At 67.2% G+C, this 19,524-nt stretch carries 21 protein-coding genes and 1 pseudogene; 10 read left to right on the top strand and 12 right to left on the bottom strand.

From position 1 onward, the window contains the following. Positions 1-120 precede the first annotated feature (120 nt). Positions 121-1,998, top strand: a complete 1,878-nt coding sequence (locus K1T34_RS01130) for a transketolase (protein WP_220242449.1) — start codon at positions 121-123, stop codon at positions 1,996-1,998. Between the two features lie 145 nt (positions 1,999-2,143). On the opposite strand, the gene K1T34_RS01125 is transcribed toward K1T34_RS01130, so the two are convergent. From K1T34_RS01125 to K1T34_RS01115, 3 genes are all read right to left on the bottom strand, one after another. Beyond that, the gene (locus tag K1T34_RS01125; protein WP_220242448.1) at positions 2,144-3,109 is read right to left on the bottom strand and encodes an IS481 family transposase; all 966 of its coding nucleotides are present in this window, start codon (positions 3,107-3,109) and stop codon (positions 2,144-2,146) included. Between the two features lie 163 nt (positions 3,110-3,272). After that, positions 3,273-3,677, bottom strand: a complete 405-nt coding sequence (locus K1T34_RS01120; RefSeq protein ID WP_220242447.1) for a nuclear transport factor 2 family protein — start codon at positions 3,675-3,677, stop codon at positions 3,273-3,275. A 70-nt stretch (positions 3,678-3,747) separates the two neighbouring features. Then, positions 3,748-4,191 carry a hypothetical protein gene (locus K1T34_RS01115; protein WP_220242446.1) on the bottom strand — a complete coding sequence of 148 codons (444 nt, stop codon included), beginning with the start codon at positions 4,189-4,191 and terminating at the stop codon, positions 3,748-3,750. A gap of 280 nt (positions 4,192-4,471) precedes the next feature. Here K1T34_RS01115 and K1T34_RS01110 point away from each other — a divergent pair, with 280 nt between their 5' ends. Next, a complete protein-coding gene (locus K1T34_RS01110; protein ID WP_255638872.1) occupies positions 4,472-5,635 on the top strand; it encodes an MFS transporter in 1,164 nt (387 codons plus the stop codon). 48 nt (positions 5,636-5,683) lie between these two features. Here K1T34_RS01110 and K1T34_RS01105 read toward each other — a convergent pair whose 3' ends face one another. The 6 genes from K1T34_RS01105 to K1T34_RS01080 all read right to left on the bottom strand — a co-directional run bounded on the left by K1T34_RS01105 (position 5,684) and on the right by K1T34_RS01080 (position 11,262). After that, entirely contained in the window at positions 5,684-6,355 is a 672-nt protein-coding gene (locus tag K1T34_RS01105) for a response regulator transcription factor (RefSeq protein ID WP_255638219.1), read from the bottom strand. Next, complete coding sequence (locus tag K1T34_RS01100; protein WP_220242443.1) at positions 6,352-7,614, bottom strand: GAF domain-containing sensor histidine kinase; 1,263 nt, start codon at positions 7,612-7,614, stop codon at positions 6,352-6,354. The genes K1T34_RS01105 and K1T34_RS01100 overlap by 4 nt, the downstream gene beginning before the upstream one ends. A gap of 111 nt (positions 7,615-7,725) precedes the next feature. Continuing rightward, positions 7,726-8,679 carry a PDR/VanB family oxidoreductase gene (locus tag K1T34_RS01095; protein ID WP_220246927.1) on the bottom strand — a complete coding sequence of 318 codons (954 nt, stop codon included), beginning with the start codon at positions 8,677-8,679 and terminating at the stop codon, positions 7,726-7,728. 89 nt (positions 8,680-8,768) lie between these two features. Beyond that, positions 8,769-10,007 carry a Rieske 2Fe-2S domain-containing protein gene (locus K1T34_RS01090; RefSeq protein ID WP_220242442.1) on the bottom strand — a complete coding sequence of 413 codons (1,239 nt, stop codon included), beginning with the start codon at positions 10,005-10,007 and terminating at the stop codon, positions 8,769-8,771. After that, a complete protein-coding gene (locus tag K1T34_RS01085; protein WP_220242441.1) occupies positions 10,001-10,258 on the bottom strand; it encodes a hypothetical protein in 258 nt (85 codons plus the stop codon). Before K1T34_RS01085 ends, K1T34_RS01090 begins: the two co-directional genes overlap by 7 nt. Positions 10,259-10,395: 137 nt before the next feature. Then, the gene (locus tag K1T34_RS01080; RefSeq protein WP_220242440.1) at positions 10,396-11,262 is read right to left on the bottom strand and encodes a DNA-3-methyladenine glycosylase; all 867 of its coding nucleotides are present in this window, start codon (positions 11,260-11,262) and stop codon (positions 10,396-10,398) included. A 418-nt stretch (positions 11,263-11,680) separates the two neighbouring features. Between K1T34_RS01080 and K1T34_RS01075 the strand changes: the two genes are divergently transcribed. The 7 genes and pseudogenes from K1T34_RS01075 (at position 11,681) to K1T34_RS01050 (ending at position 16,713) form a co-directional block, all read left to right on the top strand. Further along, positions 11,681-12,229, top strand: coding sequence for a carboxymuconolactone decarboxylase family protein (locus tag K1T34_RS01075; RefSeq protein ID WP_220242439.1), 549 nt, complete (start codon positions 11,681-11,683; stop codon positions 12,227-12,229). 110 nt (positions 12,230-12,339) lie between these two features. Further along, entirely contained in the window at positions 12,340-13,134 is a 795-nt protein-coding gene (locus K1T34_RS01070; protein ID WP_255638218.1) for an isocitrate lyase/phosphoenolpyruvate mutase family protein, read from the top strand. 59 nt (positions 13,135-13,193) lie between these two features. Further along, positions 13,194-13,841, top strand: a complete 648-nt coding sequence (locus tag K1T34_RS01065; RefSeq protein ID WP_220242437.1) for a nitroreductase family protein — start codon at positions 13,194-13,196, stop codon at positions 13,839-13,841. 264 nt (positions 13,842-14,105) lie between these two features. Then, a pseudogene (gene pcaD, locus K1T34_RS53000) lies at positions 14,106-14,846 on the top strand (3-oxoadipate enol-lactonase); the annotation flags it as partial. Beyond that, positions 14,844-15,275: a 4-carboxymuconolactone decarboxylase gene (pcaC, locus tag K1T34_RS52995; RefSeq protein ID WP_255638871.1), complete on the top strand. Its 432-nt coding sequence runs from the start codon at positions 14,844-14,846 to the stop codon at positions 15,273-15,275. The pseudogene pcaD and the gene pcaC, both read left to right, overlap by 3 nt. 225 nt (positions 15,276-15,500) lie before the next feature. Then, positions 15,501-16,418: an NADP-dependent oxidoreductase gene (locus K1T34_RS01055; protein WP_220242435.1), complete on the top strand. Its 918-nt coding sequence runs from the start codon at positions 15,501-15,503 to the stop codon at positions 16,416-16,418. An 85-nt stretch (positions 16,419-16,503) separates the two neighbouring features. After that, complete coding sequence (locus tag K1T34_RS01050; RefSeq protein ID WP_220242434.1) at positions 16,504-16,713, top strand: hypothetical protein; 210 nt, start codon at positions 16,504-16,506, stop codon at positions 16,711-16,713. A gap of 197 nt (positions 16,714-16,910) precedes the next feature. Here the strand turns inward: K1T34_RS01050 and K1T34_RS01045 are convergent, their stop codons facing one another. After that, positions 16,911-17,264 (bottom strand): N-acetyltransferase, encoded by a 354-nt coding sequence (locus K1T34_RS01045; RefSeq protein ID WP_255638217.1) that lies wholly within the window; start codon positions 17,262-17,264, stop codon positions 16,911-16,913. Between the two features lie 328 nt (positions 17,265-17,592). Here K1T34_RS01045 and K1T34_RS01040 point away from each other — a divergent pair, with 328 nt between their 5' ends. After that, entirely contained in the window at positions 17,593-17,826 is a 234-nt protein-coding gene (locus K1T34_RS01040; RefSeq protein WP_220242433.1) for a hypothetical protein, read from the top strand. Positions 17,827-17,882: 56 nt separating this feature from the next. Here the strand turns inward: K1T34_RS01040 and K1T34_RS01035 are convergent, their stop codons facing one another. Together K1T34_RS01035 and K1T34_RS01030 are read right to left on the bottom strand one after the other, a co-directional pair. Beyond that, positions 17,883-18,557, bottom strand: coding sequence for a TetR/AcrR family transcriptional regulator (locus K1T34_RS01035; protein WP_220242432.1), 675 nt, complete (start codon positions 18,555-18,557; stop codon positions 17,883-17,885). Positions 18,558-18,651: 94 nt separating this feature from the next. Continuing rightward, positions 18,652-19,281 (bottom strand): TetR/AcrR family transcriptional regulator, encoded by a 630-nt coding sequence (locus K1T34_RS01030; protein WP_255638216.1) that lies wholly within the window; start codon positions 19,279-19,281, stop codon positions 18,652-18,654. Positions 19,282-19,524: the final 243 nt, after the last annotated feature.

Genomic DNA, 19,524 nt, shown 5'->3' with positions numbered 1-19,524 from the left:
GCCAGAGGCAGGAAGATCTGCCCACTCCGTGCGGCTAACGGAGGACTTCGTGTGTCAGCACGGGATGGCGACCGGCAGTACAGTCGGTGACGAGTCGCCGCCCGGAGAGGGGAGAGAATCGTGACCGACACCCGGCAACCCGCCACTGACCTCAGCCTGGACGAGGTCGCCGAGCTGTCCGCGCAGCTGCGAGTCGACTCGATCCGCAGCAGCACCAGTGCGGGCTCCGGCCATCCCACTTCCAGCATGTCCGCGGCGGATCTGCTCGCGGTGCTGGTGGGCCGGCATCTGCGCTACGACTGGGATCGTCCCGAAGCGGACACCAACGACCACCTGATCTTCTCGAAGGGGCACGCTTCCCCGCTGCTGTACTCGGTGTACAAGGCTGTCGGGGCCATCGCCGACGACGAGCTGATGTCCGGTTACCGGCGCTTCGGCTCACGTCTGCAAGGCCACCCCACGCCGATCCTGCCGTGGGTCGACGTCGCCACCGGCTCGCTCGGGCAGGGCCTGCCTGACGCCGTCGGTGTGGCCCTGGCCGGCAAGTACCTGGACAAGCTGCCTTATCGCGTATGGGTGTTGTGCGGCGACAGCGAGATGGCGGAAGGGTCGATCTGGGAAGCGCTGGACAAGGCGAGTCATTACGGGCTCGGCAACCTCGTGGCGATGGTCGACGTCAACCGGCTCGGCCAGCGCGGGCCTACGGAACTCGGCTGGAACCTCGACGCCTACGCCCGTCGCGCCGAGTCGTTCGGCGCGACGGTGATCTCCGTGGACGGCCACGACTTGCCGGCGATCGACCAGGCGCTCCACGCCGCGGGGGCGGGCGGCGACCGGCCGACAGTGATCCTTGCCAAGACCGTCAAGGGCAAGGGCTTCTCCGAAGTCGAGGACCAGGAGGGCTGGCACGGCAAGGCGCTGCCGGCCGAGATGGCCGAGCGCGCGCTCGTCGAACTGGGCGGTGAGCGGAATCTGCTGGTCCGTGGCCCGGTGCCGGCCTTCGACCGTGGACCCGAATTGCGGTCGGCGGGCGCTGCTACACCGAGACCTGCTTACTCACTGGGCGAGAAGGTGGCCACCCGGAAGGCGTACGGCGACGCACTGAAGTGGCTGGGCGGCATCCATCCCCGGGTCGTCGCGATGGACTGCGAGGTCAGTAACTCGACGCACACCGACGAGTTCGCCCACGCCTACCCGGACCGCTACTTCGAGATGTACATCGCCGAGCAGCAGCTCATCGCGGCAGCTGTCGGGCTGAGCGTGCGGCACTACGTGCCGTTCGCGTCGACGTTCGCCGCGTTCTTCACCAGGGCGTACGACTTCATCCGGATGGCGGCCATCTCCGCCGCGGACATCCGGCTGGTCGGCTCGCACGCCGGCGTCGAGATCGGCGCCGATGGCCCCTCGCAGATGGGGCTCGAGGACCTCGCGATGATGCGCGCGGTTCAGGGCTCGACGGTCCTGTACCCCAGCGACGGGCCGAGCACCGTGGCACTGACCAAGGAGATGGCCGATCGTCCCGGCGTCTGCTACCTGCGCACGACGCGCGGCGGATACCCGACGCTGTACTCGGAGGACGAGGAGTTTCCGATCGGTGGCGCCAAAGTGCTGCGTTCCACCGACGACGACGTGGTGACGTTGATCGGCGCCGGCGTGACCCTGCACGAATGCCTGGCCGCGGCCGACGAGCTGGCACGAGAGAACATCGCCGCGCGGGTGATCGACCTCTACTCGGTCAAACCGGTGGACACCGAGACCCTGATTGCCGCGGCCGACGTCACCGGCGGACGGATCGTGGTCTCCGAGGACCACCACCCGGAGGGCGGGCTCGGGTCCGCCGTCGCCGACGCGCTCTTGGCGAGCGGGCCGGCACCGCTGCGGATGAAACACCTCGCAGTGCGGGAAATGCCCGGCTCGGGCGCGGCGCACGAACTGCTGGACGCGGCGGGGATCTCCGCGTCGCACATCGCCGGCGCGGTACGGGCGCTGCTGTCCTGAACGCAGGCCGGGAGGTGGATGCTGCTTCGAGCATGCGCCGAGACGGCCAGGGGTACTGGAGGATCTGCTCAACGTCGCTGCGGCCGGCTTCGACCGGGCGCAGCGACGTTGAGCAGAATCTGCCCCACCTAGGTGTATTTGGCCATTAGGTTGGTGGCAGTCGGCTGGTGGGTGGGTGTCCGCCGAGTGCGCTGTGGCGGCGTTGAGTGTTGTAGTGCTCGAGCCAGGGTGCAAGGGCTGCGGTGCGGTCGGTGTTGCTGGTGAAGGCCTGGCGGTAGGCCCATTCGGTTTGCAGGGTGCGGTTGAGGCGCTCGACTTTGCCGTTCTGCCAGGGGCAGTGGGGTTTGATGAACTTCTGCCGGATGTTGTGCTCGGCGCAGACCTGGCGCAGGGACCAGCGGTAGGCCCAGGCGTTGTCGGTCATCAGCCGCTCGATGCGGGTGATGCCGTGGCCGGCGAAGTAGGTGATCGCCCGGTCGAGGAAGCCGGCGCAGGTTGGCCCTTTCTCGTCCGGGAGGATTTCGGAGTAGGCCAGGCGGGAGTGGTCATCGACCAGGGAATGGACGTAGTCGTATCCGATCTTGGTGCTGCGGTCGCGGGTGGCTTCCCGGTTCACGCGGCCGTGGGCTCGCCAGCCACCGCCGTCGGGGATGCGGCCGATCTTCTTGACGTCCATGTGGACCAGCTCGCCGGGCCGGTCGCGTTCGTAGCGCACGGCGGTGGTCTTGCTGGCCCGGATCACCAGTCCGGTGATCGGGTCCAATGCGGCCAGCCGCGGGATCTGGTGGCGGGCCAGCACCCGTGACACCGTCCGTGTCGGGACACCGAGTTCGTGGCCTAGCCAGGCCGGGCCGCGGCGTTCACGCTGCCGCAAGGTGATGATCTGCTGTTCGAGCTCGCTGGAGGTTTGCCGGGGAGAGGTGTGTGGGCGTGAGGATCGGTCCCGCAGCCCGGGTTCGCCTTCGGTGGCGTAACGCTCCAGCCAGGTCTTCACGCATTTACGGGAGATACCCATCGCGGCGGCGATGTGGGCTTGGGGCCATCCCGCGTGGTGACGTTGGACGATCAGCAACCTGCCCAGGAACGTGGTCCGGGCGTTACAGTGAGACACGAGAGCCTCCGGTTGACGTGGGTCCTAGACAAGCCACACCTCAACCGGAGGCTCTCCCCACGTCAACCAGAACCTTCCGCTACCAACGTCCTGGCCAAATACACCTAGGGCATCGGCCAAGTGCGCTGGGGAGCACTCTGGAGCGCTGCCAAGGAGGCCGGTTTCACGCCCCTCCGGATTCGCCGGCAATAGCGATGATGTGGGTCACGCCGGCGACGTCGAAGTACTCTTCGATTCGGGTGATCTTGCCGCCGCTGACGGCGAGGTACATCGCGATGTCGAGAGCGGACTCCTCGCCGTTGGGCAGCTGCCCGCGCAGGACGTGCTGTTGGAAGACCCCGTCTCCGACGTCGACACGGCGTGACACGTCGAAGCGCAGGCCGCGGATGGCCGTGCTGAACAGCCGGAGGACGGCGAGATTGGCTTCGCGGTCTTGTTCGCCGGCACCGTCGTTGTGCCAGATCACGGCATCCTGGGCGTAGAGGGCACGCGCGGTGTCGATGTCGCCACGTTCGACTGCTCGAAAGAAGTCGTCTACGACGGAGATGTTCGTCTTGGTCTCAGGCATGGGTGCCACCCTCAGTGTGTGAATCGGCCGCGATCCGAACCTACCAAGGATGACTGGACTGCATAGTCCCCTAATCGGTTCGCTTCCGCTGGAAAAGCCGGTCGAAGCTGAAGGTGAACGTGTCGACGGGGGAGAGAGCCAGCAGCAGAGCCGCCGCGGCGGCGAAGACCGAGGCGCTCAGCGGAGCTTCCCAGCCCAGGAACAACCCCATCGACACACCGAACACCGCCAGTAGCGCCGTTGCCGCCCAGGCGGACCAGCGCACGAGGACGCCGGCCAGCAACGTCAGGCCCAGTACCGATTCCGCGGCCGTCGCGCCCCACGCGGCCGCGCCGGTGAGCCCGTCGGGCACGTACGGTGAAAGACTGTGCGTATAGGCGGTGTACGCGGCGAAATTGCCCCACGCGATCTGTCCGGTGTGCGGCAGGCCCCACCCGCCGAACCGATCGGCGACGGCCGAGAGGAATCCGGCGGCCAACGCGAGGCGTGCGAGCACGGCCGCGGCCGACCACACGCGTTCCCTCCGGGCAATGGAGTTCGGGGACAGTGCGCCACATGCGCATCGCGGCCCGATCCGCCTCAGTCAAGAGGACTGTATAGTCCAATGTGTGATGGACGGACGTTGCCGGAAGCACGTCCCCTCCTGGATCGAGACACAGCGAGACTCCTGGTGAAGCCGCGGCGTGGTTCAGAACATCAGACGAAGAGAAAGGCGTGGCTCGATGTCCAACGTGTCACCAAAGACCGGCGTCGCGCGACGGGGGACAACACGCACCCTGGCGTTCTTGTCCGCGATGGTCGCGCTCGTGGCGTCGTTCGCCGCGGTGGGCTCGACGATCCCGCTGTTCAACATCTACCGGGCCGAGGACGGGTTCACCAACGCCGACATCTCGATCACCGTCGTCGCCTACTCCGTCGCCACCCTCAGCACACTGCTGGTGCTGGGACGGGTGTCGAACCACCTGGGGCGACGGCCCACTTCCGTCGCCAGCCTCGGTCTGCTCCTGCTGGGGTGTGTGCTGTTGCTGAACGTGCATCACGTCGGCGTCTTGATCGCCGGTCGGCTCCTGATGGGCTTCGGTGCCGGCGTGGCCAGCAGCAGCCTCACGTCCTACATCGTCGACGCCGCACCGGCCAGGCCCGCTTGGTTGGCGTCCGTCGCCTCCAGCCAGACAGTGATGCTCGGCCTCGCCGTCGGTGCCATCGGTTCCGGCGCGCTGGTCCAGTTCGGTCCGTGGCCGCGTGATCTCGTCTACCTGGTGGTGATCGGCCTGCTTCTCGTCTCTGCCGCGCTCATCATCGTGAGCCCGGAAACCGTCACTCCGACGCCGGGTGCCTGGCGGTCGCTGCGGCCCCGGGTCCGCGTTCCGGCCAGGGTGAGGCACCTGCTCCCCGTCGCGGCGGCGGTGCTCCTCGCCACCTGGGCGACCGGGGCCTTCTTTCAAGCCTTCGTGCCGGCGTTGGTCGAAGACCAGCTCCACAGTCAGAGCCCCCTCATTTTGGGGCTGGTGTTCGCCGCGTACATGGGTCCGAGTGTTCTCGGCGCTCCGCTGGGTGGCCGGTTCACGCCGGCGGTGGCCCAGCGCGTCGGCATGATCGGGTTTCTGGTGGGGATGATCGGCATCATCACGGCGATCGCGGCCGGTGCGCTGGTGCTGTTCTTCGCCGCGACGATCGTTGCCGGCGCCAGCCAAGGCATCGCCATCAGTTCCGCCACCCGCGGCCTGCTGGAGGGCAGCGACGTGGCCGACCGGGCACCGATCTTCACGGTCGTCTACATCCTCTCCTACTGCGGCGCGACGATCCCCGCCCTCATCGCCGGCCGGCTCTCCGCGTCCTTGTCGCTACCGCAGATCGCTCTCGGGTACGGCGGCCTGGCCCTCATCGCCACCGTGTTCACCGTCCTCGCCGCCCGCAATCCCCACGCCGGCACGACCGGTGCACTGCCGGCACGGTGACCGACATTCAGGTTCGCCGGAGCGGACGGCCCAGCCCATCGGGTCAGGTCAGGTCGACTCCGAGGTGAGACCCTCGCGGACGGCGAGCAGCGCGGCCTGGGTCCGTGAGGCGACGCCCAACTTGGCGAACAGGTTGCTGACGTGGGTGCGGGCCGTGCGTTCACTGATCTGCAGCTTGTTCGCGATCTGGATGTTGGACAGCCCCGTCGCGATGTGGATCAGCACCTCACGCTCGCGCGGCGTCAGCCCGTCGAGACCTGTGCCGCCTCGTTCGGCCGGGCCGGTCAGGCAGCGGGTGATCGCGGAGTCCAGATAAAGCTCGCCGCGAGTCGCGGCTCGAACCGCCGCGACGATCTCGTCGGAACCCGCGTCTTTGAGGAGGTAACCGGACAAGCCGGCGTCGATGGCCCGCCGGACGTTCCCCGTCTCGCTGAAGCTGGTCATGATCAGGATCTTCACGGTGGGATACCGCGCGGTGATCAGGCTGCCGACCTGTATCCCGTCGATACCCGGTAGGACCAGATCCATCAGGATCACATCCGGTAGCCGGCCCTCCTGGGCCAGTTCCGCGAGGCGCCCCAGCGCGTCGGCCCCGTCAACGGCCTCGCCCACCACCGAAAGACCGGGAACCGCGTCAGCATACGAACGCAGCCCAGCCCTGACCACCGCGTGGTCGTCCACGAGCATCAGTCGGATCTGCTCGGCTGCCGGCGCGTTCACTGCTTCTCGCTCGCCACGTCGGACGGTTCCTGCCATTCGATCGGGACGGCGCCGTCGGCAGGGACCGACCTGCTTCCCGGCTCGGCGGGGCAGAACTCGAGGCGCACGAGAGTGCCGCTGCCGGGCCGGGTCACGATGGTGAGCTTCCCCCCAAGGCGCTCGGCGCGTTCGCTCATCGAAAGCAAACCGACGTGGCCGGGACGCGAGCTTCGCTGTTGGAACCCCACTCCGTCGTCGGACGTCTCGATGACCAGGAGGGTTCGGGACTCCTCGTGTCGTTGCGCGAATCGGATGACCGCGTGCTTCGCCTGGGCGTGCTTGACGACGTTGTGGAACGCTTCACGAACGAGGTACCACACTTCCTCTCGATGCTCGGGAAGCAGGTCCATGTCGCCGACCTCGTCGACGACCTTCACCGTGAGATCGGTGCCGAGACTCGCCTCGGCGACCCACTCGCGGATCGACATCACCACGGACCTTTCCGGAGGCTGCGGTGCCCGCAGTTCCGCGATCATCGAACGGAACGACTTCACCACCGACTGCGACAGATCCACCACCCGAGCGGCGTCAGCGCGAATTTTGGCGACCGCACCGGCCCCGGACGTCTCGTTGGTCAGTTCGATCGCCCTCGCGTGCATCGACAACGAGAACATCTCCTGCACGATGGAGTCATGCAGGTCGGCGGCGAACTTGCGACGCTCCTCCATAACCGCGCGGGCTCGGCTGTCGACGATCATCCCGGCGTGGTCGATCGTCACCGCGGCCTGGTCCGCGACGGCCGACAGGAAGTAGATCTCGTCGGGATCCGGTTCTTGTCCGGGTGGGTAGAAGGCACTCAGGTAACCGAGCACACCGTCGGGCAAGATCAACGGCGCTGCCACGAAGCTCTCCCAGGAAATCGCCTGATGTATCGACAGGATCGGCGCCCAGGCGGGATTGGTGCGAAAGGTCTCCCAGCGGTGGGATACGACAACGGGCCTGCGTTGGGCAATCGCGTTGAGGGACACCAGTTCGGCGCCGAGCGCCTGGCACTGGATGAGCCGGTCGCGCAATTCGTCCGCGGTTCCGGGCAGACCTGACAACGCTCCGATGGGCAGCGTGCGCCAGCCTGCCTCGCTGAGTTGAATGTGGACGGCCGCGAGTCCGGCCGACCGCCGGACCTCGCCTGCCAGGGCGGTGAGAGTGTCGGACAGGGAACCCGATCCGGCCAAGGTCGCCGCGACCCGCGACATCGCCTGAAGGCCGTGATCAGTGGCCATTACTGCTCCCGGTGGACCGACGTGGTGAGGCTGATCGTGCCGCCGAGGACAGCACGCCTGATGGTGACCCGGCGGGGATATCGGATCCGGTGCCGGCCGGGCTCCACGACATCATAAATCGAGTACGAGTTTCGAGCACCCGGCCCGGGACACGCAGATCATCATGGTCTTGCCTTCTTCCCGTTCCTCGTCGGTGAGCAGGGAGTCACGATGGTCCGGCGTTCCGGAAAGAACCTTCGTCTCACAGGTCCCGCACGTACCCTGCTCGCACGAATAGGGAGGCCGGACCCCGGCGCGTTCCACTGCTCTGAGAATGGTTTCGTCGGGTGCTACCGTCAGCGAGCCGCCGGTACGAGCCAGCTCGACCTCGAACGACGAGCGGCCCGGCGAATCGGGTACTGCCTTCGGGACGAAGCGCTCCAGCCGCAACGAGCCGGCCTTCCACCTCGCACACCGTTCCTCGACCGCGAGCAGCAAGGACTCCGGTCCACAGCAGTAGACGAGGACATCGTCGGCCGGAGTTCCGAGCCATTCGTCCAGGTCGAGCCGGCCGTTCTCGTCTTCCGGGCAGAGGACGACCCGGTTCCCGTATCTCGACGCGAGCTCCGCACTGTAGGCCATCGACCCACGGGTGCGCCCTCCGTACAAGAGCTGCCACCGGGCGCCGGCCGCCTCGGCCGCGGCGACCATGGGCAGGATCGGGGTGATGCCGATCCCGCCGGCGACGAACAGGTAGCGCGGCGACGGCAGCAGCGGGAAGTTGTTCCTCGGCCCCCGAACGCGCACAGCGGCGCCTTCGGTCAGCCGATCGTGGACGTGGGCCGACCCTCCGCGGCCATCGTGTTCGCGCAACACCGCGACGCGCCACTCGGCGCGCGCCGGCCGACCGCAGAGTGAGTACTGCCGCACGAGCCCGTCGTCGAGGAGAAGATCCACGTGGCTGCCGGCTTCCCACGCGGGAAGGCCCTCTCCCGACCGGCTCGCGAGGACCAGCTCGACGACCTCCTGGGCGATCACGGTTCGTCGCACCACCACGAGGTCGAGTTCGACCTCTCGCCGTGTCATGTCCGTCTGGGTCACCGTTCGACTCCACTTCGTCGTCGCTTCGTGCAGGCCGGCCGGCGGCCGGCCTCCCGGAGAGATGGGCGGTTTGATCAATCAGTGACGTTCGTCGGGACCAGCGTCTGCCACGGAACCCCCTGGGGGATGACTCCCGACCCGGCGGTGAACTTGGCCCAGTCGACGGAGCCGTCGAGCCCCACGGGATCGCCGCCCGCCTCGACACTGCGCGCCGCGTCGATCAGCAGGCGCCGCATGCGCACCACGGCGATGTCCGCCGCGACGAGATGCTCTTTCGACCGGTCGACGATGGGTTCCATCGAATCGGTCACCAGTGCGTCCTGAGGAATGAGGCCGGCCACTCCCGAGAACGAGGTGCCCGCCACCATCGCCTCGCGATCCTGCACTGGACTCAGGACGTAGTCCGGCGCTTGGACATCCTGGAGGCTCCGCCACTTCAGCCATTCCGCCTTGTCGATCGGCTTCGCCGGATCGCCCGTCACCACGTACGTGCAGGTGTGCGTGTCGTCGATCGGGACGTAGAGAAAGCCCAGGTTCATCGGGGGGATCAGCGCCTGGAACGGCATGATGAACGGTGTGACGCGCACGTAGGACTGGCCTTCGTGCTCACCCTTGAGTTTCCGGATCGCCGCGTAGTGGAAGCCGAACTTCGTGTCCTCGACCTCGAGCAGGGGAGCGTCGTCGGTCGTCGGGAAGCGGTCCCGGCCGATACCGTCCGGGTCGTATTCGCCTGTCCTGGCGAGGGCGATCTCGGTTTGGTGGAGCAGGCCGACATGGGATGAGTCGATCTCTCCCTCGACCCCCTGGATGAAGTTGCCCCTCTGAACGGCCTTCGTCGTCGCGAGGTGGCCAGGCGGCACGTTCATCCAGACGTAGCTCGGCGGCGGGGGCTGCTTGTCCGCCGGGCCCAGGTACACCCAGACGATCTGACCGGCCTCGTGCACGGGGTGTGCCGGCGCCCGCAGACGGTTTCGGAACCGCGAGTCGGGGAGATTGGGTGTCTCCTGGATCGTCCCGTCCGCCCCGAATTTCCACCCGTGGTACAGGCAGCGGATGCCGCAGTCCTCCACGCGGCCGATCGCCAGGGACGCGCCGCGGTGCATGCATTTCTCATCCAGCACGCCGACGGTTCCGGCGGAATCACGGAAGACCACGAAATCCTCGCCGACGAGGCGGAACTTCCGGGGAGGTCCGTCGGGCTCCGCGACGTCGCTCGAGAGGCAGATCGGGAGCCAGTACCGGCGCAGCAGCGCACCCATCGGCGTGCCTGGCCCGACGCGGCAGAGATAGGCATTTTCCTCGGCGCTCAGCATTGTGGCTCCTGTTCCGGCGTTCCCGCCCAGGTGATGGCTGTCTTGTCGCCTTCGAGTGAATGATCGACGACGACATCGAGGTCGAGCAGTACCAGTGGGTTTCCTCGGGACAGTTCGGCCCGTTTGACGAGCGCAACGGATTCGTACCCGGAGGGACTGACGCGCAACTCCGCCGGCTTCGTCCGGCCGTCCCGGTACCCATTGAGGATCGCGACGCAGGCACCATCCAGTAAATGGACGATCGATGTCATTGAGTTCCTTCCGTCAACCACTGGATCGAACGTAGGACGGGCGGGAGAACCCGGCAATCGTTCGTTTTTCCCAGGTGTCACTCAGTCATTCACTGCAGTGCCTACGTCATTTGACGTAGGCTGTTCATTGCCAATCGTCAGCGGAACGGCCGGGCGCGTGGTGCGCGGTGGCTGCGCCGCGGCGCAGCGCGCGGAGTGAGCTCGAGGAGGCGAACCACCCGATAGCGGTGCGGCCGCCACGGCAGGTAGAACGCCTCGATCTCGTGCTGCGCCAGTGGACGGCCGAGCAGGGCCGTGCCGGTCATCCGGCCGAGGTGGAAGTCGCCGAGCGGCAGCGCGTCGGCGTCGCCGAGCGCGCGGTGCCCGACCTGCGCTGCAGTCCACACTCCGATGCCCGGCATCGCTGACATCAGTTGATACGCGCGAGCGGGGTCACCGGCGGCACGGTTGAGCTTGGCCGCGTGCCGTGCGGCGAAGATGACGGTCTTCGAGCGGTGCAGGTCGACGCCGGCACGCCGCCATTCCCAGATCGGAAGGTTCGCCCACACGTCGGGCGAAGGCATGACCCGCATCGGGTCGGGCGCCGGACCCGGTGCCGGGCCGCCGTGTGCGCCGACGAGGCGCGTCCAGGCGGCTTGAGCGTCCAAACCGACCACCCGCTGTTCGAGAATTGCCGGGACGAGGGCTTCGAACAGTCGTCCCGTGCGCGGAACGCGGAGGCCGGGCAGCCTGCTCCAGGCCCGCTCCAGAACGGGATGTGCCGGTCGGAAGTCCTCTGGACGGTCGTGTTCGCCGAGCTCGGTACGGATGTTCTCGACGAGTTCCGCGGCACCGGGCCCCCACGCGTCGATGTCCAGGTCGTCCAGGCGCTGTTGCCGGATCCGGTAGGTGACCGGCCCGGACGGGGTCAGGGCTGTCCGCCACAGGGTCCCGTCGGCTTCCTCGCGGTGGGTCGGATCGTGGCGGCCGCGCCTCAGGCTCTTGAGTGTCAGCTTCGCGTCCACGGGGAAGGCGGGCTGCCAGTGCAGAGAACAGTCCGGCGGCAGGTCGATGGTCCCCTCCCTCGGGTGCGCGGGAGCAGGGCCTCAGATGGCGTGCGGTGCCCTCACTAGTGGACTCAAAAGTCCATTGACTGTCAACCAGTGAGCGGTGGAGCCGGTAAGACCGACTCGACAGGGAGCGTTCGTGCGCGAGTGTCTGGTCTGTATAGTCCAGTCCGGGGTTCTTCGTCGCGACGAGATCCGGAACTCGGCGCCGACGGAATCGCCCCTCGCAACGCACGTCACCAGGTCCAACGCAACCGCCGCCACCAGTCAAGCCACAGGCAGCGCGGGCTTACCGCTGCGGCGGAACTCGGGAGCAGTAAGAGCCGACTTGAGCGTGACGCTGACCACTCACACACCTACCGGAGGTTGATTCGCTGTGTCACGACTGAACGCGCCTGCTCCAGAAGACGTCCCCGCCGACTCGCGGCAGATACTCGAGGGGATTGGCGCGCAGCTCGGCTTCGTCCCGGACATGTTCAAGGTCATCGCGGCGAACCCGACTGTTCTCGGAGTCGTCACGACACTGCAAAGCACCTTGAGCCGGGTTCTGGACGCGAGGACCCGGCACAGCATCGCGCTGACCGTGTCGGAAGCCAACGGCTGCGACTACTGCCTGGCAATGCACACGTACGTGTCGTCCGAGTTCGGCGGTATGTCGAGCGACGACATCGCTCTGGGCCGCGCCGGGAGCTCGGTCGACCCCAAGCGCGCCGCGGCCGCCAACTTCGCTCGGCGGGTGGTCGACAGCCGCGGACAGGTCAGTGACGAGGACCTCGCGGGTGTGCGAGACGCCGGGTACACCGATGCACAGATCTTGGCGATTGTCACCGTCGCGGTGCAAGCGCTGCTCACGAACTTCATCAACAACGTCAACCAGACCGATATCGACATCCCCGCGGTCGACGCCGCCGGCACGCCCGGCTGATCGCCACAGCCGCCGTCAAGGCGGCGCACACAACCCGGTAACCCCCTCACGGCCCCATGATCATCCACGAAAGGTGCGCTATGCCGGGCTCCGAGCTCTATGAGAAATTCATGGCGCTGCACACTCGCGACGGTGGCTTCGTCATGCCCAACGCCTGGGACGGCCTCTCGGCGCTGATGCTGGCCGATGCCGGTTTCGAGGCGATCGCGACGTCGTCGGCAGCGCTCGCGGCCATGCTCGGCCGGTCCGATGGCCGCCACGAAGTCACCCGCAGCGAGCACCTCGAGCATGCGGGGCTGCTCGCCCGGCTCACCGGACTTCCCGTGAACGGGGACTTCGAGGACGGTTACGGCGACACGCCTGAAGACGTCGCGGCGACCGTCGGGGCCGCGGTCGAGTTCGGCCTGGCCGGTATCGGCGTCGAGGACACCTCGGGTGATCCCGACCAGCCGATCCGCGACTTCGACGAGGCGGTCCATCGCGTGCGCGGCGCCGTCGACGCGGCCAAGGGACGCATCGCCGTGACCGGGCGCACCGACAACTTCATCCAGGGGCGACCCGATCTCGACGACACGATCCGGCGCCTCACGGCTTTCGCCGAGGTCGGCGCGGATGTGGTCTACGCACCGTTCCCGCCCGACCTCGACGCACTCGAGGCGATCGTCACCGCGGTCGCGCCCACGCCGGTCAACGTCCTCGTGTCCCCTTCGGACAAGGTGCTGACGGTCGCTGAGCTGCAGAAGGCCGGCGTCAAGCGCATCAGTTTGGGGCCGTTCCTCTACGCCAACGCGATGGCGGCGCTCGAACAGGCCACCAAGGCCCTCGTCGCGGGGGACCTCGCGGCCGCCACCACGGGTCTGGGCTTCGATCGGATCGGCGAACTGATCGCCCACGGCAAGAACTAGCCCGAACTCCCCGATCCACCGCTGTTCACCTATCGGTTGCCACAAGAAAGCAGATTGACATGGATCTCGAAAAGCTCATGAGCCAGCACCTCACCAGGGCTTTCGACGGCAGCAAGACCATCCCGGACGAAACCCTTCACCAACTGCTGCGATTCCTGCGGTCCGCACCGACCTCGACGAACATCCAGCCGAACCACTTCTACGTCCTCGCCTCGGCCGAAGCCAAGAAGCAGCTCGCGGACAACTTGGGCGAACGATTCCAGGACAACGGCTCGAAGATCCTGAACGCGTCGCACACCATCATTCTCACCACGCGGGCGGATGTGCCCGACAGCCACCTCGACGAGGTGTTCGCCAAGGAGACTGCCGACGGCCGGTTTCCCGACCCGGACAAGAACGCGATGTGGCAGTACATGACGCGGGACTTCCTGAACCTGCGCAACTACGCCTACAAGGATCTGAACCACTGGATGGAAAAGCAGACCTACATGGTGCTGGGGATGACCATGATGGCGGCCGTCGAGCTCGGCGTCGACGCCACACCGCTCGAAGGGTTCGACCCGACCAGCGTCGACAAGGCGTTCAAGATCCGCGAAACCGGTCACACCACGACCGTGCTGCTGGCTCTCGGCTACCCCGACCGGGCCAAGGCGTACAAGGGCCCGATTTCGCGTTTCGAGGCAGACCGGCTGTTCACCTTCATCTGAGCATCCCCGTCATCGCGGCGACCGCGGTACACAGAACTCGGCGAGGAATCGCCGACGGCGGGCGTCGACGAGAGCCAGAACCGCGCCAAGGCGGGTCTCGGTCTCGTCGACGCCGGGTCTGTCACCAGCCGCCGGTATCCGATGCCGGTCGATGTGTCGACGACCGCCGGTCGGCACATGGGCAGGTCCAGTAACGATCCTCGATGACCTGGAAGCGTCCGACACGTCACCCATCGTGATGACCACCAGCACGAAAGACATCCCATGACCGTCCTGCACCATCGCGTCGACGGTGCGGGCAGCGCGCACCCCTTGATACTCGGACCGTCACTCGGTACCACGCTGTCCTTGTGGGAGCCGCAGGCGTCGGCCCTGGCTCGTGGCCGTCAGGTAATCCGATACGACCTGCCGGGGCACGGCGGCTCTGCGGCTGAGCTGCTGCCCGTCGAGGCCACCGTCGGCGACATCGCCGGCCTGGTTCTCGCGCTCGCGGACCACCTCGGCATCGCCCGCTTCGCCTATGCGGGGACCTCGTTGGGCGGAGCCGTCGGCACGTGGCTCGCCGTCCACCACCCCGACCGCGTCGCCTCGCTCATGCTCGTCTCCACGTCGGCTCGCTTCGGCGAGCCTGACCGCTGGCACGGACGCGCGCGCCTCGTCCGAACCGAGGGCATTGCTCCCGTCGCAGATACCGCCGCCGGCCGGTGGTTCACCCCGGCCTTCGTGGCCGATCCCGCCGCCCAGGCGCTGGTCGCCGGCCTGCGGGCCACCGACGCCACGGCCTACGCCAGGAGCTGCGAAGCACTGGCGTCGTTCGACCTCCGTGCCGAGCTGTCCCGGATCACCGCGCCCACGCTGGTGATCGCCGGTCGTGAGGACCGGGTGACACCGGTAGACCACGCCCGCCTCATGGCAGATCGAATTCCGGGAGCGAGCCTCACCGAGGCCGCGCACGCGGCGCACCTCGTCACGGTCGAACGTCCCGCTCCCGTGCTGGCCGCGCTGCGCTGCCATCTCGACGGCCGCGGCGAGACACGGGACACGACAGTCCCCGATGACGACGGCTCCCGCTATGCCGCCGGCCTCGCCGTACGCAGGGCCGTCTTGGGCGACGCCCACGTGGATCGGGCGATCGCCAGGACCACCGAGTTCACCTCCGTGTTCCAGGACTTCATCACCCGCTACGCCTGGGGCGAGATCTGGACTCGTCCCGGCCTCTCCCGGGCGACCCGCCGGTGCATGACCCTCACCGCGATGATCGCCAACGGCCACCAGGAGGAATTCGCCATGCACATCCGGGCCGCGCTGCGGGACGGAATCACTCGCGCCGAAATCCAGGAAGTCCTGCTGCAATCGGCCATCTACTGCGGGGTACCCGCGGCCAACACCGCATTCACCATTGCCAACAGAATAATGGAGGAGAACGGCGACTGACCGGATCGGTGTGTTCGGCACGAGATCTTTCGGGGCCGACATCCGACTCGACCTGCGTCAAACTGTCCTGAAAATTTTTCACGGTATGGTCGTGCGGTAAGCGTGCCGGAGTGCGCCGATGCTCCCTGTTGATCAGTGTCGTAAGACGTCAAGATTTCACGCCGCCAATACCGGTGAACTGAAAGTACTGTTCAGGCGAAGACCGGATGCAGAGAGAGGTGCCCGATGAAGGCGATCGTGGTGACGGACGAGGCCGCGGGAACGGCCGGGATGAAGCTCGTGGAACGGTCCGAGCCGGCCGCGGCGGGCAACGATGTCCTCGTCGAGGTTCACGCGTCGGGGTTCACCCCCGGCGAACTGTCGTGGCCCTCGACCTGGACGGATCGCCTGGACCGCGATCGGACGCCATCGATCCCCGGGCACGAGGTGGCCGGGGTGGTCGCGAGCCTGGGCTATGGCACCGCGGGATTGTCGGTGGGCCAGCGGGTGTTCGGTCTGACGGACTGGACTCGCGACGGCACGCTGGCGGAGTACGCGGTCGTCGAGGCGCGCAACCTCGCGCCGCTGCCCGGTGATGTGGACTTCACCGTGGGTGCGAGCCTCCCGATCTCGGGTTTGACCGCGTGGCAGGGGTTGTTCGTGCACGGCCGGCTGGAGGTCGGGCAGAGTGTCCTCGTCCACGGCGCGGCCGGGGGAGTCGGGTCGATGGTGACGCAACTCGCGCGCGAGGCGGGTGCTTACGTTGTGGGTACCGGGCGCAAGGCCGACCGTGAGGCGGCGCGGGATTTCGGTGCGAACGAGTTCGTCGACTTGGAGAACGACGCGCTGGAAGAGGTCGGGAGTGTGGATCTGGTGTTCGATGTGTTCGGTGGTGACATCGGGTCGCGGTCCGCGGGGCTGGTTCGGGCCGGGGGGATGCTGGTGACGATCGCCGGCCCGCCGGAGGTCCGGCCCGCCGACGGCCTGGCGATCGACTTCGTGGTCGAGGCCGATCGCACTCAGCTGGGTGAAATCGTGCAGCGCGTGCGGGACGGCCGGGTGCGGACCAACATCGGCACCGTGGCGAGCCTCGACGACGCCGTGGCCGCGTTCAACCCGACCCAGCGGAAAAAGGGCAAGACGATCATCCGCGTTCGCCCGTAACGACTCGAAGACCAAGACTGAGACCACCCCACTGCCGGGCCGGCAACTGTGACACGGCCTGAACGGTGATCCGGCCAGGATCATCGTGATCATCACGCCCGGCGGCTTCGAGCAGGACTTCCACGATCTCGCTGAACTCCTGGGGGATGACCGGCGAGAGCCTGCCGCGATCGCGGAACTGGCCGCCAGGTACGGGCTGACCTTCGGCGACCCCGCTTGGCTGGATGAGGTGGTTCGACGCTACGGCCTTGTCAACCCGTGGCAAGTTTTCGATTCGGCCCGCGGAGGTTCGTGATTCACGGCGACAGAACACGTAGGGCAGACCTGGTCGTCCGGCCGCAGCAGCGACACGCTGTCCACCGGAGTGGAGGCCTGCCGCGGCAGGACCAGGCGCACTTCCTCTGATGCTGCCGTGAGCGTGGGGAGAACGGGCTGGATGAGCCCTGAAGCGACCTGAAGAACGCCTCAGGGACGTCGAAAAGGTGCCGGTGCTCAATCCAGCGGGTGGACATAGCTGATGAAACCGTGAAAGTTGGCGATTTTGTCGTAGAGCAGCCGCGCACGCTCGTTGTCTTGCTTGGTGTGCCAGTAAAGCCGGGCCGCACCGCGGTCCCGGGCCGCCTGGGCGACGTGCTCGATCAGCAAACGCCCTGCGCCGTGGCCGCGCGCGGCCTTGTCCACGAACAAGTCCTGCAGGTAGCACGAACCTGACGACCACGGGTTGGCGTGGAACAGGTAATGGGCGATGCCGACTACCTGCTCGCCGTCGAGCCGGGCGGCGCAGCCGAACACATCCTCGGCCCGCAGAAGCCGCTGCCAGGTCCGTTCGTAATCCTCATCCGACACCTTGGTCCGGTAGAACTCCTTCTAACCGCGCGCCAATTCTTCCCAGCGGTCGCGGTCTTCCGCCTGCAGCGGACTGATCTCGATCACTTCGCCATTATGGGTGGGGAGTGTCCAAGGTGGAAGACCGGACGGAGATCCGCATGTGGATGTCGAGATCCGTGTACTTGTCCCCATCGATGCCTGACAGTGTCTCGGAGTCGGTGGTTCTTACTCGTAAGAACCACCGAAGAGCGGGTGCTAACGGTCCAGGATTGCAATGGACAAGCCGGAGCCAGGCACCCAAGGTTCGTGGCGGGCATCCACGAAATGACAAGTCTCGAGGCAAGGCATGAGCACCTGTGACGCACTGGACGAGTTCCTCCGGACCGATCCGCGGGACGTCGGTTGCGACCTCGCTCTCGACGCGCTCCACACCTATACGGAGATGGCGGCGGCCGGCGACAACCCCGAAGAGCATTACCCAGGGTTGGCGACACATTTGCAGTCGTGCTGCGCCTGCTCGGGAGATCACGAGGCCCTGTTGCGCGCGCTGCACGAATTCGGCGGCGACGACCCGCTCTGACCAGCATCCCATCCGGTCCTGCGGCGCCGGCTATGCCCCGTCTGTGAGAGGTCAGGTCAGCTGCGGACTTCGCTCGATGACGGCGGCATGAGAGGCCTGCCCCGTCCAGAACGGTACCGAGAGGAATGCATCCTCAGGTGATCGAGCGACACGTCGAGGACCGTGGCCAGCTGGTCGGGGTCACGTGTGGTCCGGGCGAGCAGGAATCCGCCCTGCAGCGCACCCATGATGGCGGTGGCGATCGTGTCCGGGTCGGCGCCGGAGTCGAGCTCACCGTTTTCCCGGATGCGCCGGAACGCCGCCGCGAGAAGGCTTTCCCATGCCGCGAACCCATCGACCAGGGCGCGGTGACCACGGTCGTACCGTCCGGCGAGCTCGCCGATGAGCGACCCGATCGGGCAGCCGCCGGCGCCGCCGCTGATGCGGTTGTCCTCGACGAGCTTGTCCCGCCAGGCTTGGAGATCGGAGAGCGAGCGCACTCCCTCCAGCAGGGGCTTCTGGGCGGCCAGCACGCCTGCTACCTGGGCGTGGACGACCGCCTCGAAAAGCGCGTCTTCGTTCTCGAACGCCTGCTGGAGTTGTGCCGCGGGGACACCGCTGGCCGCCGTGACGTCGGCGAAGGTGATCTCCCCGAGCTGGCGCTCGCGCAGCAGGTTGATCGCCGCTGTCACAACCAGCCGGTGCGGCTCCGGGGCGTCCTCGGCGTGCATCCCGGTCTGGTCACCCGACATGCCTCGAACACTAGCGGACGTGCGGTGCGGAGTACACCTCGGCCCGGAAGCGTTCTGGACGGTCGGGTCCACTGTTCGATTCCGGTGCGGGCGGCTACGCGGCCAGGAAGGTACGAACGTGATCGATCGCCATGTCGAGCGTCAGCTTCATGGGCTCGGTGGAGTGGGCCGTCTGCGCGAGCAGGTAACCACCCTGCAACGCGGCGACCAGAAAGGTCGCGAGCTTTTCGGGATCCGCGTCCCGCCGGAGGATGCCGGAGGCGCGCATCCGTGTCAGCCCCTCCGCCAGCAGCTCCTCCCAGATCTCGAAGTACTTCGCGAGCATCGAGCGGGCTTCATGGTCCCGATCGGCCAGCTCGGAGGCCAGCGAGCCGATCGCACAGCCGTAGGCTCCGTCGCGGAGGGAGGCACGCTGGAGGAGCGCGTCGCGCCAACGTTCGAGGCCGCGGATCGAGTTCAACCGCCTGAGCTGGTCCTCCTGGCGGGCGATGAGCTGCGCGCCCTGGGCTGCCACGACCTCGCGCACGAGGGCTTTCTTGTCGGGGAAGTGGTGGTAGAGCTGCGACTTGCTCGTGCTGCTGGCTGCCCGGACGTCGTCGAGCGTGGTCGCGGCCACTCCTTTGACCTGGATCAAGTCGACTGCCGCCTGCACGATGCGGGACCGGGTCGCCGCGCCGCGGGCGGTCAGCCGGGTTGTCTGCGTCGTGCCCTCCGGTTCGTCCACGGCCGTCAGGTTACCGCACTGTGTGACCGGCGACCTACGACCAGCTGGACCGCACGGTCCGCATGGAGTCAGCACTCGGCCCCGTCGGGAGCAGGCTGGGTGCGCACTGCCGAGGGCTCTTCGCGCGTCGCGTGCGGGACGAAGCCGGTGATCGGCTCCACGGCGGAAGGCGGCGTACCTGCGCGAGCAACGGTATCCTCCCTGGTAGCCGCATTGGCGCCGTGCGTTCGGTCGACAGGAGCG

Origin of the sequence: Amycolatopsis sp. DSM 110486 (genome assembly GCF_019468465.1) — a bacterium.
Lineage (GTDB): Bacteria > Actinomycetota > Actinomycetes > Mycobacteriales > Pseudonocardiaceae > Amycolatopsis.
This window is presented reverse-complemented; position numbering and strand designations above follow the sequence as displayed.

Coding starts and splice junctions, on each gene's coding strand:
- K1T34_RS01120 (WP_220242447.1), bottom strand. CDS start 3,677: ATGCCTGAGACCAAGACGAACATCTCCGTCGTAGACGACTTCTTTCGA.
- K1T34_RS01110 (WP_255638872.1), top strand. CDS start 4,472: ATGGTCGCGCTCGTGGCGTCGTTCGCCGCGGTGGGCTCGACGATCCCG.
- K1T34_RS01100 (WP_220242443.1), bottom strand. CDS start 7,614: ATGGCCACTGATCACGGCCTTCAGGCGATGTCGCGGGTCGCGGCGACC.
- K1T34_RS01095 (WP_220246927.1), bottom strand. CDS start 8,679: ATGACACGGCGAGAGGTCGAACTCGACCTCGTGGTGGTGCGACGAACC.
- K1T34_RS01090 (WP_220242442.1), bottom strand. CDS start 10,007: ATGCTGAGCGCCGAGGAAAATGCCTATCTCTGCCGCGTCGGGCCAGGC.
- K1T34_RS01085 (WP_220242441.1), bottom strand. CDS start 10,258: ATGACATCGATCGTCCATTTACTGGATGGTGCCTGCGTCGCGATCCTC.
- K1T34_RS01070 (WP_255638218.1), top strand. CDS start 12,340: ATGGCGCTGCACACTCGCGACGGTGGCTTCGTCATGCCCAACGCCTGG.
- K1T34_RS01065 (WP_220242437.1), top strand. CDS start 13,194: ATGGATCTCGAAAAGCTCATGAGCCAGCACCTCACCAGGGCTTTCGAC.
- K1T34_RS01055 (WP_220242435.1), top strand. CDS start 15,501: ATGAAGGCGATCGTGGTGACGGACGAGGCCGCGGGAACGGCCGGGATG.
- K1T34_RS01040 (WP_220242433.1), top strand. CDS start 17,593: ATGAGCACCTGTGACGCACTGGACGAGTTCCTCCGGACCGATCCGCGG.
- K1T34_RS01035 (WP_220242432.1), bottom strand. CDS start 18,557: ATGTCGGGTGACCAGACCGGGATGCACGCCGAGGACGCCCCGGAGCCG.